Origin of the sequence: Streptomyces sp. NBC_00038 (assembly GCF_026343635.1) — a bacterium.
Lineage (GTDB): Bacteria > Actinomycetota > Actinomycetes > Streptomycetales > Streptomycetaceae > Streptomyces.
The window spans coordinates 4,035,085-4,047,753 of sequence record NZ_JAPELQ010000001.1 but is presented as its reverse complement, the minus strand read 5'-3'; the positions used below and the strand labels follow the sequence as shown (position 1 = coordinate 4,047,753).

10 protein-coding genes and 1 tRNA gene are annotated in these 12,669 nt (G+C 71.9%); 3 read left to right on the top strand and 8 right to left on the bottom strand.

All coding sequences use genetic code 11. The annotated features are described in order from the left end of the window. Nucleotides 1-271: 271 nt before the first annotated feature. A complete protein-coding gene (locus OG219_RS18315) occupies nt 272-1,366 on the top strand; it encodes an LLM class flavin-dependent oxidoreductase (protein WP_266827900.1) in 1,095 nt (364 codons plus the stop codon). A gap of 27 nt (nt 1,367-1,393) precedes the next feature. Here the strand turns inward: OG219_RS18315 and OG219_RS18310 are convergent, their stop codons facing one another. Further along, complete coding sequence (locus OG219_RS18310) at nt 1,394-3,370, bottom strand: bifunctional diguanylate cyclase/phosphodiesterase (RefSeq protein ID WP_266827898.1); 1,977 nt, start codon at nt 3,368-3,370, stop codon at nt 1,394-1,396. Between the two features lie 354 nt (nt 3,371-3,724). Between OG219_RS18310 and OG219_RS18305 the strand changes: the two genes are divergently transcribed. Next, on the top strand, nt 3,725-5,122 hold the full coding sequence (locus OG219_RS18305) for a M6 family metalloprotease domain-containing protein (RefSeq protein ID WP_266827897.1): 1,398 nt from the start codon (nt 3,725-3,727) through the stop codon (nt 5,120-5,122). A 74-nt stretch (nt 5,123-5,196) separates the two neighbouring features. Here the strand turns inward: OG219_RS18305 and OG219_RS18300 are convergent. The 7 genes from OG219_RS18300 to OG219_RS18270 form a co-directional block, all read right to left on the bottom strand. Beyond that, nucleotides 5,197-5,270 (bottom strand) — tRNA-Lys (locus tag OG219_RS18300). Beyond that, nucleotides 5,261-5,893, bottom strand: coding sequence for a bifunctional DNA primase/polymerase (locus OG219_RS18295; RefSeq protein WP_266827895.1), 633 nt, complete (start codon nt 5,891-5,893; stop codon nt 5,261-5,263). Before OG219_RS18295 ends, OG219_RS18300 begins: the two co-directional genes overlap by 10 nt. Before the next feature lie 220 nt (nt 5,894-6,113). Beyond that, on the bottom strand, nt 6,114-6,503 hold the full coding sequence (locus OG219_RS18290; RefSeq protein ID WP_266827893.1) for a hypothetical protein: 390 nt from the start codon (nt 6,501-6,503) through the stop codon (nt 6,114-6,116). Nucleotides 6,504-6,659: 156 nt separating this feature from the next. Beyond that, nucleotides 6,660-8,009 carry an AAA domain-containing protein gene (locus OG219_RS18285; protein WP_266827891.1) on the bottom strand — a complete coding sequence of 450 codons (1,350 nt, stop codon included), beginning with the start codon at nt 8,007-8,009 and terminating at the stop codon, nt 6,660-6,662. Further along, entirely contained in the window at nt 8,006-9,601 is a 1,596-nt protein-coding gene (locus OG219_RS18280) for a hypothetical protein (protein ID WP_266827889.1), read from the bottom strand. The genes OG219_RS18285 and OG219_RS18280 overlap by 4 nt, the downstream gene beginning before the upstream one ends. Then, the gene (locus OG219_RS18275) at nt 9,592-10,758 is read right to left on the bottom strand and encodes a hypothetical protein (RefSeq protein WP_266836136.1); all 1,167 of its coding nucleotides are present in this window, start codon (nt 10,756-10,758) and stop codon (nt 9,592-9,594) included. The genes OG219_RS18280 and OG219_RS18275 overlap by 10 nt, the downstream gene beginning before the upstream one ends. Further along, the gene (locus OG219_RS18270; protein WP_266827887.1) at nt 10,709-11,734 is read right to left on the bottom strand and encodes a phosphatase PAP2 family protein; all 1,026 of its coding nucleotides are present in this window, start codon (nt 11,732-11,734) and stop codon (nt 10,709-10,711) included. Before OG219_RS18270 ends, OG219_RS18275 begins: the two co-directional genes overlap by 50 nt. A 298-nt stretch (nt 11,735-12,032) precedes the next feature. Here OG219_RS18270 and OG219_RS18265 point away from each other — a divergent pair, with 298 nt between their 5' ends. Then, the gene (locus OG219_RS18265; protein WP_266827885.1) at nt 12,033-12,629 is read left to right on the top strand and encodes a histidine phosphatase family protein; all 597 of its coding nucleotides are present in this window, start codon (nt 12,033-12,035) and stop codon (nt 12,627-12,629) included. Nucleotides 12,630-12,669: the final 40 nt, after the last annotated feature.

Here is a 12,669-nt window from a genome sequence, read left to right as displayed (position 1 = left end):
ATCTGCCCCCGGGGCGAAGGATCTGCCGCCGAGGCGAAGGATCTGCCGCCCGGGGCGAAAGATTTCAGCTCCGGCCGGGGAAAGATTCAGCCCCTCCGGCGTTTGAGGAGCGGGGTCTGGGGCGGAGCCCCAGGAGCAAGGGACGGGTAGGGGCGGAGGGGGCGAAAAACGCCTTCCCCCAGCCCCACCCCACCCGCCCCCGGGGAATAACCGGGGACACCCTCCTGTTACCCCGCGGACAGCGCGACGCACGAAAACAGGAGGCACCCCGGTGAACGAGACGGACGAGATCCGCGGCAAGGTAGAGGGCACCGCCCCGGTGCCTCTCTCCGTACTGGACCTGGTCACAGTCGGCGCAGGCCGCACCGCGACCGAAGCCCTCCGCACCAGCGTCAAGATCTCCCGCCTCGCGGAATCCCGCGGCTTCCACCGCTACTGGGTGGCCGAACACCACTCCATGCCGGGCGTGGCGTCATCGTCCCCGGCGGTGATCCTCGCCCACCTGGCAGCCCACACGACCCGCATCCGCCTCGGCTCGGGCGGAGTCATGCTCCCCAACCACGCCCCCTTGGTCATCGCGGAGCAGTTCGGCACCCTGGAGGCGATGGCCCCGGGCCGAGTAGACCTGGGCCTGGGCAGGGCCCCCGGCACGGACGGCGCCACCGCCGCGGCCCTCCGCCGCACCGACCGCCTGAACGAGGGCGCCGACGACTTCCCCGAACAGCTCGCGGAGCTGACCCGCTTCCTGGACGACGACTTCCCGCCCGGCCACCGATACGCCCGCATCCACGCCGTCCCGGGCCCGATCCAGTCGACCTCCCCCGGCGGAGTCCAGTCCCCGCACCGCCCCCCGATCTGGCTCCTCGGCTCCTCCGGCTTCAGCGCCCGACTCGCCGGATCCCTCGGCCTCCCCTTCGCCTTCGCGCACCACTTCTCGGCCCAGAACACGATCCCGGCCCTGGACCTCTACCGCGAGTCCTTCCGCCCGAGCGCCGTCCTGGACGCCCCGTACGCCCTCATCGGCGTCTCCGCCCTCGCCACGGACGACGAGAAGGAGGCCCGCCGCCAGGTCCTGGCCGCCGCCCTGAACATGGTCCGCCTGCGCACCGGCCGACCGGGCCTGGTCCCGACCCCGGAGGAGGCTGAGGCGTACGAATTCAGCCCCATGGAGCGGGAGTTCATCGATACCTGGAACTCCAACGTCATCCACGGCACCTCGGACGAGGTCCGTGCAGGCCTCGACGACCTCCAGAAGCGCACGGGCGCGGACGAGTTGATGCTCACGTCGCACGCCCACAACGGCGACCTGCGGCTGCGCTCGTACGAACTGATCGCGGACGCCTACGGGTTGCCGCAGGCGTCCTGAACCCGCTGCCCGGACCGAACCCGCTGCTCAGACCTGCCCGCAGGTGGCCGCCGACTCCAGCAGTGCGGAGATACGATCCGCCGCCACCGGCCGCGAGTACAGCCACCCCTGCCCGGTGTCGCAGCCGATGCCGCGCAGGCGGGAGGCCTGGGAGGCGGTTTCCACGCATTCGGCGGTGACCGTCAGGCCCAGCCGGTGGGCGAGTTGGATGAGCGCCTCGACGATGACCTCGTCGGCGGGGTTGGGGTGGGTGTCGGTGCCGTCGCGGTTCTCGTACTGGAAGCCCCGTACGAAAGCGCCGTCCAGCTTGAGCACCGACACCGGGAGGCGGCTGAGGTACGCCAGGTTCGAGTAGCCGGTGCCGAAGTCGTCGATGGCGATGCGTACGCCCATGTCGCTGAGGGCCTGCAGGGCCTGGAGGGGGCGGCCCGCCGAACCCATCACGGCGGACTCGGTGAGCTCCAACTGCAGGAGATAGGGCGGGAGTCCGGTCTCCGAGAGGATCTCCGCCACGTCCGCGACCAGGTCGGAGTCCCAGACCTGACGCACCGCCACATTCACGCTGACGAAGATCGGCACGGCGTCCGGGTGGTCCAACTGCCAGCGGCGGGCCTGGCGGCAGGCGGTGGCAAGGACCCAACGGCCGAGCTGCACGATCGAGCCGTCCTCCTCGGCCAGTCCGATGAACCGATTCGGCGTGAGCATTCCGAACTGGGGGTGGTTCCAGCGGACGAGGGCCTCGACCCCGCGCACGCCGCCGTCCTCCATGCCCACCAACGGCTGGTATTCCAGGGTGAATTCACCGCGCTCGACGGCCGCGCGGAGGGTGGAGGAGAGGGCCTGGCGGGTCATCCGGTGGGCGTTGCGCTCCGGGTCGAAGAGGGTCCAGCGGCCCTTGCCGTCCGCCTTCGCCCAGTACAGCGTCGTGTCCGCGGCCTGCATCAGCCCGGTCGCGGACGTCCCGGCGGCGCGGCGCTCGACGACGCCGATGGACGCGGAGACGGAGAGCCGCTGGCCGGAGAGGTCGAAGGGAGCCTGCAGTGACCTGAGGACGGACTCGGCGAGGTCGGCCAACTGCTCGGTTCCCGTGGAGTCCTCGACGAGCAGCGCGAACTCGTCACCTCCCAGTCTCGCCACCAGGGGAGTGGCCGCCCGTGCGTAACCGGCCTCGTCGGCGCAGCGCGTCAGGCGTTCGGCGACGGCCGCGAGCAGCCGGTCGCCGATCCGGTGGCCGAGGGTGTCGTTGACCGCCTTGAACCCGTCCAGGTCGAGATAGCAGAGCCCGATCCGGCCGGTGCCGCCCTCCTCGTAGGCCTCCGCCTCCAGGGCGGCCGTCAGCCGCTCGAAGAACAAGGTGCGGTTGGGCAGCCGGGTCACCGCGTCGTGCATCTGCAAGTGCCGCAGCCGCGCCTGGAGTTCACGCCGGGCGCTGATGTCGGCGACCGAGATCAGCACCGCCCGCTCCTGGGCGGGCAGCGGCGCGACCGTGACTTGGACCCAGAGCGAGTGTCCGTCGGGGTGCTTGAGCCGGCGCGTGCAGCGCAGCCGGGCCTGCCGGCCGCGCAGCACCTCGCGGTACGCGTGCCAGGTGCGGGTGTCGGACGCCAGGTCCACCAGGTCGGAGGCGATCCGCCCGGTGAGCGCGTCGGCGTCGCTGCCGAGGAGTTCGCCCAGCGACTCGTTGGCGGTGACGACCAGACCCTCGCGGTCGACGACGGCCATCGCGAGGGGCGCGGTGCCGAACGCCGCCTGGAAGGCGCCGGGTGACGCCGCGTCCGGAAATGTTCGGGCCGGGACCGTGGAGTCGGAAGCCGTCCGGGCCGATACGGCTGTGCCGGGGGGCGGTTCGGAAGAGACCGATGTGCCGGGTGGTGTTCCGGGGGATACGGATGTGCCGGGATGCAACCCGGCGGACGTACGAGGAGATGTCTCGATGTGACGCTCTGTGACGGCCGGCCGGACGAGGTCTGCCGCGGGCGCCGGCCCTTCGGACGTTCCGCTCACCGCTCGCTCCCGCAGTGCACTCGTTCTTCGTATGGGTCTCTCGGGGTGGTCGGCCGGTGCTGGACGGCCGCACAAGCCGTGTCCGTGCAGGAAAGTGTGCCGATCATAGAGGCTGGCCCCGGGGAGTTGCAGCCACTGTCCAGTGTCCCGGAACAACCACCCCTTCTGACAGATCGTTTCTGCCTGCATCTGGACGGGTTCCTTCCCCCTCCGATCGCCTGTGACGTTCCGTGAGTGTTCGGGGTGTCGCCCTCCCGTGGCCTCTCACTCTTCTGGTGTAGACAAACAGGGCGAAATATGACAAACCATCACAGGCTGGGTGCGGTGTCCTGAAATCCGCATCCGGAGGTCGATGTGCCGCGTCCGCTCCCCCTGAAGGAGCTCACCCGTGAGGCCCTGCGAGCCTTCACCCGTGACGGGTCGCCCCGTTGGCGCAGCACCGCGGCGGTGTTCACCTCGATGTCGGCGCTGGCCGCGACCTCGCTGCTGCCCGGCCCCGCCCTCGCCGAACCCCGCTCGGACCTGTGCGCCCTGAAGCGGACCGCGGCGCACCACTCGGAGGGCGTCGACACCTGGAACGCCGCCTACACGCGCCCCACCCGCCCCCTCGACGCCGTGATGGTCTTCCTGTCCTTCCCCGACTCCGAGCCGCAGACCACGCCCGCCGAACTGACCGCCGACTACTTCCCGGCCACCAGCGACTTCTTCGAGCGCGCCTCGTACGGCAGATTCACGCTGCGCCCGCACCCACAGCGTGACTGGATCCGGATGCCGCACGCCTCCACGTCGTACGCCATACAGCGCGACTGGGACTCCACGCACCGCGCCGCCTATCTGCGCGACGCGCTCGCCGTGGCCGACGGGCGGGTCGACTTCTCCCGCTACGACATCGTCTACCTCGTGGCCGACCCGGACGCGCCGGGCGTCGACTCGGACGCCACGAAGGTCGTCAACCTCGACACCCCCCTGCGGGCCGACGGCAAGGACATCCGCCGTGTCGTCACCGTCTTCGAGAAGCACCCGCCGGACCGCCTCGTCCTCGCCCACGAGACGGGCCACATCTTCGACCTCCCCGACCTCTACCACCGCCCCGTCGACGGCAAGGGCGACTGGGACACCTACGTCGGCGACTGGGACCTCATGGGCAGCCAGTTCGGCCTCGCGCCCGACCTGTTCGGCTGGCACAAGTGGAAGCTCGGCTGGCTGGATCCGCGCCAGGTCGCGTGCGTGCGGGGCCGGGGGAGTACGCGGCTGACGCTGGAGCCGTTGGGCACCGGGCCAGCGACGGTCGGGGAGGCGGGGGCGCCTCTGTCCAGGCTCCGGACCGGGTCCGGGGGCTTCACCAGCTCTGGGGGATCCAGCGGCTCGAGCGCATCCGGTGACTCCAGCTCCTCCGGCGCGCGGACCTTCGGTTCCGGCCGGGGCACCAAGCTGGCGGTGGCCCGTACGGGTCCCGACACCGTGCTGGCCTTCGAGGCGCGCGGCTCCGCGGGCAACGACGGTACGACGTGCACGCAGGGCGTCCTCGTCTACCGCGTCCGCAGCGAGGCCGAGTCCGGCCGCGGCCCGATCGAGGTCCTCGACGCGCACCCGCACTCCGAGTCCTGCTGGGAGGACTCGGTCTACCCGCCGCTCGCGGACGCGCCGGTGGCACTCGGGGAGAGCTTCACCGTGCCCGGCGAGAACGTGCGGATCGAGGTGGAGGACCGGACGGTCACGGGGGCGTGGACGGTGAAGATCACGACGGAGTGAGCGGCAGCCACGTAGGACCGGCCGGTGCATACGCAAGAAGCCCCTCGCTCTCGCGAGGGGCTTCTCACCGTCTGTGCGCCGCCAGGGACTCGAACCCCGGACCCGCTGATTAAGAGTCAGCTGCTCTAACCAACTGAGCTAGCGGCGCTTGCTGACGTCGTAGACCTTAGCATCCTGATCGCGGGGAGGAAAAATCGATATCCGCACCGCCGCGGAGGCCGCCGCGCGGGCCGCCCGGACCGCCGCCCAGAGCAGGATCTCCGGGCCGGGGAGCCAGGGCTGCCGGGTGTCGGGGGCGACGAGCCAACGGGATTCCAGCCGGTTCCCGGTGCTCGACCCCCTGGTGTCGCCGACGCCCGGCGCGGGGACGGTGACCGCGTCGCCGGTGCCGTGGCAGAGCAGCGGCGGAATCCCACCGCTCCGGCCGGAGCCCTCGATCCTCGAACGGGAACCCCATTCCTCCCGGTCGAGCAGCGAGGGCAGCCGCTGCGCGGAACCGGGCGCGGCGAACAGCAGCATCCGCCCCCGGTACGCGGCAACCGGGCCCGAACCGGGCCCCTCGTCCCACAGGAGGTCCAGCATCCGCCGCCCGAAGATCACCGGAGTGTTCACGATGTCGAAGGTGCTCCCGCAGGGCAGGACCACCGGGGCACCCGGCCGTTCCTCCCAGAGCGCGAGAGTGCTGCGCGGGTACGTTCCCGCCGAGGCGAGCCAGGCGACTCCCTCGGGCGTGACACCTGAGATGTCGAACTGGTCGGGGGAAGTGCTCATGGCAAATACATCTACCGGTGGTGAGCACCCGCTCTCAGAGGGTTGCCGGAAACCGGGACAGGAGGGGGCAGGGAGGAGTATGGAATTTTCAGCCCGTCCGGCGTTTGAGGACGAGCGCGTCAGCGCGATACGGGGGTCTGGGGGCGGAGCCCCCAGGTACGGGACGGGTAGGGGCGGAGGGGGCGAAAAAACCCGAACTCACCCCCCGCACCGCCGAACCTCACGCATGATCCCCAACCCCATGCCCAAGCCCCGGCGCCCGCCCGCTCCCCTCCACCCCGCGAAGCAGATCACGGCCGAACTCGATCATCTTCTTCGCGTAGTCCTCGGTCCACTCGGCCCGCTCCGCGACCGCAGCCGCGGTGAGCCGGTCGAATCGCCGAGGATCGGCAAGCTGCGCTGCGGCCATCGCCTGGTACTCGAGGGCCCGGTCGGCCGCGGCACGAAACGCCTGCGTCAGCTCCGTCGCACGCGCCAGCAGCGCCCGCGGATCGTCTATCGACTCCAGGTCGAAGAAGTGCTCCGGATCGCTCGCGGCTTCCGCGGGCTCGAAGAGCAGGGGCGCGGGGCGTAGCCGCGGTTCGTTCCGACGCGGCGTGGGCTCCGCCATGTCTTCTCCTCCTCGTACGGTTCAGGGTCCGCCTTGTGAGCGGGCCACCGTCTATTGTCCCCCGACGGCGCAAGAGGGCCCGGGGCCAGGCTGGAGCCGAGCCGGAGCCGACCGAGCGGGGTCTCGGGGGTCGATCTCGGGAGCCGATCCCATGGGCTAGGGCCGCCAAGCCACCCGGTGCTCCCCCAGATGGGACAACACCGAATGGTTCGCCTCCCAGCCATCGGGAAACTTGACCGTGACCCCCAGCTGAACCGGCTCGGTGGACGGATGATCGTCCAGCAGCTCCGTCACCCCCGCCCGGCACACCACGATGCACGCGTGCCGATGCCGTGACGCGAGCACGCACAACCGGCCCGTCTCCAGGTGGAACGCCGTCGCGTCGGGCCGCCCCGAGAGCGGATGCAGCACCACCGTCACATCGAACTCCCGCCCCTGAAGCCGGTTCGCCGTGTCGACGGTGACGTCAGCGACGCCGAGCTCGGCCAGCGCGGCCCGTACGGCGGCGGCCTGGTCCCGGTGCGCCGTCCCGACGGCGATCCGGTCGGCGGTCAGCGGCACCGGTTCGGCGGACCGCTCCGACGTGGCCGCGCCACCCCGGTCGAGGAGACGGCGTACGACATGCGCCACGGCCCGGACCGCCTCCGGGTCCGTACGAGGCGTGTGCCGGGCCGGCAGCTCCAGCAGCCCCCAACCTGCCTCCGCCGCCTCGTCGATGACCCGGTCGGGACCCGAACCGTCCGACGGGACACCGAAGTCGAGCCGCCGGTCCCCGTGGCCCGTACCGCTGCGGAACGGGGTGTACGGGTAGAACGCGTCCGAGACCAGCGGAGCCGCGGACGCGGGCAGTCGCCACGACACCGGCAGGCGGTGCTGCGGCAGTTCGGGGTTGTGGGCGAGCAGCGTCGTCACGGCGGACGCCGAAGGGTCGTACGACAGACCCGCCCACTGCTCGGATCCGACGATCGCGAACGGGTCCAACTGCCCCGGGTCGCCCACGAACAGCGCCCGCTCGAAGAGCCCCGCGACGGCCAGCAGCGCGTCCGAACGCATCTGGTACGCCTCGTCGACGATCGCGTGCCGCCACGGTTCGACGCCCTTGACGTGGGCCCACTTGGCGGCGGTCGAGATGACGACGTCGAGGCCCGCCAGGTCGGCCGCCTTGGTGGACTTGCGTACGTTCTCCAGGCCGTCGAGCGCTTTGTCGTACGGGTCAGGGTCGCTGCTGTGCAGCCGTCCGACGGGCAGCTCGGGGTTCTTCTCGGCGAGCCGCAGCACGAGGTCGTCGACCTGGGCGTTGGTCTGCGCGATGACCATCAACGGGCGCCCGGCGGCGGCCAGTTCGAGCGCGGCCCGGACGACGAGGGTGGACTTTCCGGCGCCGGGCGGTGAGTCGACCACGACTCCGCGGTGCGTGCCGTGCAGTGTGTCGCGGAGGATCGCGTCGGTGGCGCGGGTCGCCGCGGCGCCCGGGTCGAAGACGGGAGTCGTCAGGGGCGGTGTCATAGGACGTCCTCTTCCGTCACCGGATCGGGAAGCGGTACGGCGTCGGTCTCACCCGGCGGCCCGCCATGTGTCCACGGTGTCTCCTCCGGGTCGGGCAGCTTCGCCCCGCCGCGCTGCTCGTGCTCGAAGAGGGTGAAGCAGACGAGGTCGCCCTTCTCCGGTACGGACCCGGCCTCGGGTTCCTTGCCGCGTCCCATCTTGTCGACCACCCGCAGGACGACCAGCGCGCCGTCCTCCTCGGCGGCGACGAACTCGGCCGCCTGCGGCTTCCCGCCCAACGACCTGTACACCTTGGCCCGTTCGCCCAGATGCGGCCGGTCGTCCGTGCGCACCGTCACCAGCGGGCGCGGACTCGGCCGCTTGCCCTCGCTGTACGTCATCACGACATCCATGACCTCGCCCGCGAAGGCCTCGCCGCCGAGCCGCCGGCCGGCCATGACGAGCGGGTCGTCGAGGGCCTCCTGGGCTTCCAGGCGGGCCTGTTCGCGCTCGCGCGTGGCGAGCTTGTTCGCCGCGGTGACCGCGTCGTCGCGGCGCGGCTGCGGGGGTTCGCCCGCGGTGATCCGGTCCCGGTGGCCGGTGAACGACCAGCGGTCGCGGGTCCACCGGTCGGTCGCGTGGGCGCCTTCGGGCAGCTCCCGCAGCAGGTCGAGGCCGCGCCACACCGCCTCCCAGGTGGGCAGCATGACGCCCCCGACGAGGGCGCGGATCTCCCGCTCGGCGGCGGTGAGGTCACCGAGCCGGTCGTCCGCCTCGATGCCGTCCTCGGCTGCGGCGAGTGCGGTGCGCGCACGGTCGTAGCGCTCGATGGCGGGAGCCAGCAGCTTGTTGTCGAAGGCCGGGTCGGTGGCCGGTCCGGCGGGCGGGCAGACGAGCTGCCCCCGGGAGTCCCGCAGCAACTCGGCCCGCAGCGCCGCCTCGGCGCCCGACGCACCGTCCGCCGGGTCGATCCAGGCGAGCAGCGCCCCCAGGTGCTGGTCCTCCAGACTGCTCTGCCCGGTGGCCCAGTGCCGAGACAGCACGTCGGTGAGGGCGAGCAGCAGCGAGGAGCCGGGCACCCGGGCCCGCTCCCCGAAGTGCGTCATCCACCGCCCGAGCAACGGCACCCGGGGCGGTGCCGGGTGCGGCGCCTCCGGCTCCTCCTCGGCGGTGCGCCGAAACCGCATGGAGCGCCCGAGCAGCCGTACGAACTCGACGCCCGACCGGCTCGGCACGATCAACTGCGGGGCGTCCGCGCACAGTTCGACCTCGACCTTGACGCGCTTCCCGGTCTCCGGATCGGTCTCGCTGCGCTCGGCCGCCTCGACCACGTCGGCGTACGAGTCGATGTACGGCAGGACGACGTCCGCGAGCTCGGCCAGGAACGCGAACCGCAGGTCGCGGTCGCGTGGCTGCGGTACGACGAGCAGCCGCGGCGCGTCCCGCTCGGTTCCGACGAGCGCCCCGAGCGGGGCCCCGGCCTCACCGGCGGTGATCAGCGGCACGAACACGAGGGGCCGCTCGGTGAGATGCCGGTGCCGCACGGTGGCGGTGGGCTGGGCCCGGCCGCTGTCGACGGCTTCGAGTCGGGCCAGGGTGGCGATCAGCGACATACGGCCGCCTCCGGGGCTCCCGACGACTGGGGCTGGGCTCCCGAGAGCTGGAATCCCAACGCCTCGGCCCGCAGCTCCGCCGCCCTGCGCAGCGCGGCGACCGCCGGATCGTCCGGGTCCCCGGCCTCTCCGTGGGCGGCGGCCAGCACGTCCCCCACCGTCGTCAGCCCGCCCAGCTCGGCGCGCAGTGAGCGCCCCAAGGACGTCACCGCGCCGGCCGCGCGGGAACGGTCGCGGCAGTGGAAGGCGAGCTCGCAGGCGGCGAGGCATTCAGGGGCGTACGTCGCCGGGACGGACTCGACGGCGGCCGTCAGGGAGTCGGCCGGGAGGTCGGGGGCGAAACAGGTGCCTTCGGGGAGGGCGTCGGCGATGTCCTCGACCCGGGTGAGGCGGGCGAGCTGGCGGCGGGTGACGGCGCGCTGCTTGCGGACGTCGACGGCGGACGCGGTCGGGAGGTTGGAGAAGTCCTTGGGGCAGACCAGGAGGACGCGGTGGCGGACCTCGCCCGGCTGGTCGAGGCGGGCGGCGATCTCCTCAAGCGCCAGTACGTAGACGGCGGACTGGCGGGCGGCCGCGCCCACCTTCGCCGGGTCGGCCGAACCGTCCAGCATGGGGAAGGACTTGATCTCGACGACGGTCCAGCCGCCGTCGGGGTGCACCACCACGGCGTCGGGCTCCAGGAACGCGGGGGAGCCCGCGACGTCGAGGGCGACCATGGGGTGGTCGAGCAGGGTCCAGCCCCCGGCTTCGGTGGCCTCGCGCAACGCGAGCGCCGTACGGGCCGCGCGCCCCTCGGGGCCGACCGCCGACAGGTCGGGTACGCGCCCGGAGCCGGGCGGTTCGGCACCCGGGTCCAGCTTCTCGTGCACGAGCCGCAGCAACTCCGCGCCCCCGTCGGCCTTCACCCGCGCCTCGAAGGCGTTGCCCCGCATGAAGGCGAACTGCGACTGTCCGAAGGCGGAAGGCGAGCCCAGCCCCTCCGCCAGCTTCGCCTTGTCGACCCCCGCGCCGTCCAGGAGAGAGCGCCGCTCGCACCCCGGGTTCGCGGCGAGCGCCGCGAGGGCGCGTGCGTCGAGAGCCTTGGGGGGTACGGACGGGCCACGCAGGTCAGCGAGCCGCTGCCGCAGCGCCGTCCCCCGCGTCCGTGGGGGCGGCACCCGGTTCGGCTCTCGGCCCGGCTCGGGACTCGCGCTGTCGGGGAAATCGTTCACCCGTGGAAGTCTGGCACCCCGCACTGACAATTGAGGAACCTGCGCCGTGCGAGGCACCCGGGGCCCCTGCGGAACGAACGTCGAGGACCGCCTTGAAGCGCGCGCCGAGCGCGGTCCTCGCACGGTCCGCGACCCGCATCACGAACGGGGTCAGCAGCAGCCCGGCGCCCATCACCGCCGCGCCCGCGACCGCGTCGAGGAAGTAGTGGTTCGCCGTGCCCATCACGACGATCGTGGTGATCAGCGGATACGCGACGGCCGCGGCCTTGGCGAGGGGCGTCCGGCCGTACCGCCACAGGATCACTCCGCACCACAGCGCCCAGCCCACGTGCAGGCTCGGCATCGCCGCGTACTGGTTCGTCATGCCGCCGAGGCCGCGCGGCGCGCTCGCGTCGCCGGCCCACCAGCCGTAGTCGCTGTACTGGGCCATCGTGTCGGTGAACCCGTGGCCCGCCGCGAGCAGCCGTGGCGGGCAGGTGGGCAGCAGGGTGAAGCCGATCAGGCCTATGAACGTGGAGGTCATCAGCCAGGTGCGGGCCGCGCGGTAGCGCACGGCGCGGGACCGGAAGAGCCAGATCAGGATCGCGGGCGTGACCAGGTAGTGCAGGGACGCGTACCAGAAGTCGGCGGGCACGCCGAGCCAGGCTTCACGGGTGAAAAGACGGTTCAGCGGGTGCTCGGCGTTGAGGCGCAGGGCCTTCTCGATGCGCAGGATCTCCAGGCCGTGGTCGACGGCACCGGACTCGTCGCCCCGGGCGAGCAGCCGGCCCGCCGAGTACGACGCGTACACCAGCAGGATCAGCGGGAGCTCGGTCCACCAGCGGAGCCGGGCCCGCGCCGTCCTGGAGTTACGCGGCTCGGTCCACCGGCGGAGCCGGGCGCGTGGTGCCGCCTCGGTACGCGGTGCATCGGCCTGCGGCATCCGAATCGCCCTCCCCCATCTGTGCGGTGACCCGCCGGTCTGCTCAGTCTGCCGACGGCCAAGTCTGCACAGTCTGCTCACGACGATCCGTGGCCACATTGGATTTTACGGTGTATGTGAACTCCCCGAAGAGGCGCCCCTCGGTCGTCAAAGACGCAGAGATCGCCCCCCGGGTTGCCCAGTGCACGGGTGCGCGATGATGGAATGACCCACCTCGCACACCTCAATGACCCGTTAGTGACCCGTTTCCGTCATCTGAACGACCCTCTCCCTGTACCTATCGGAAAGGCATCCCTCCATGGCACCGCGCATCCTGCTGGCCCGGCACGGACAGACCGAATGGTCGCTGTCCGGCAAGCACACCGGCAGGACCGACATCCCGCTCCTGGAAGAGGGAAAGCGTGGCGCCAAACTCCTCGGCGAGCGGCTGCACCGGACGCCGTTCGACGGTCTTGACGGGGTGGAGGTGCGCACGAGTCCGCTGGCACGCGCGCGTGAGACGTGCGAACTCGCCGGGTTCGGGGACCGCGCGACCACCTGGGACACGCTCATGGAGTGGGACTACGGCGCGTACGAGGGCATGACCCCGGCCGAGATCCAGGCGGTCCGGCCGGGCTGGTTCATCTGGCGCGACGGCGTCCCCGAGGGCGAGACCCTGGAACAGGTCTCCGCGCGCGCGGACGAGGTCGTTGCGTGGGCCCGCTCCGCCGACCGTGACGTACTGGTCTTCGCCCACGGCCACATCCTGCGCTCCATAGGCGCCCGCTGGCTGGGCCTCCCCCTGGACTTCGCGGCCCGCGTCCGCCTCAACCCGACCTCGCTGTCGGTACTCGGGTGGGCCTACGGAGAGCCCGCGATCGAGTCGTGGAACGACTGCGGACACCTGACCGCCTGACCACCTGGACACTGCCGGCCCCTCTCGGCTTCGGCGGCTC

What these genes read in the sequence shown, in the direction of transcription:
- OG219_RS18285 (WP_266827891.1), bottom strand. Translation starts at nt 8,009, where the DNA reads ATGACACCGCCCCTGACGACTCCCGTCTTCGACCCGGGCGCCGCGGCG.
- OG219_RS18290 (WP_266827893.1), bottom strand. Translation starts at nt 6,503, where the DNA reads ATGGCGGAGCCCACGCCGCGTCGGAACGAACCGCGGCTACGCCCCGCG.
- OG219_RS18280 (WP_266827889.1), bottom strand. Translation starts at nt 9,601, where the DNA reads ATGTCGCTGATCGCCACCCTGGCCCGACTCGAAGCCGTCGACAGCGGC.
- OG219_RS18295 (WP_266827895.1), bottom strand. Translation starts at nt 5,893, where the DNA reads ATGAGCACTTCCCCCGACCAGTTCGACATCTCAGGTGTCACGCCCGAG.
- OG219_RS18265 (WP_266827885.1), top strand. Translation starts at nt 12,033, where the DNA reads ATGGCACCGCGCATCCTGCTGGCCCGGCACGGACAGACCGAATGGTCG.
- OG219_RS18270 (WP_266827887.1), bottom strand. Translation starts at nt 11,734, where the DNA reads ATGCCGCAGGCCGATGCACCGCGTACCGAGGCGGCACCACGCGCCCGG.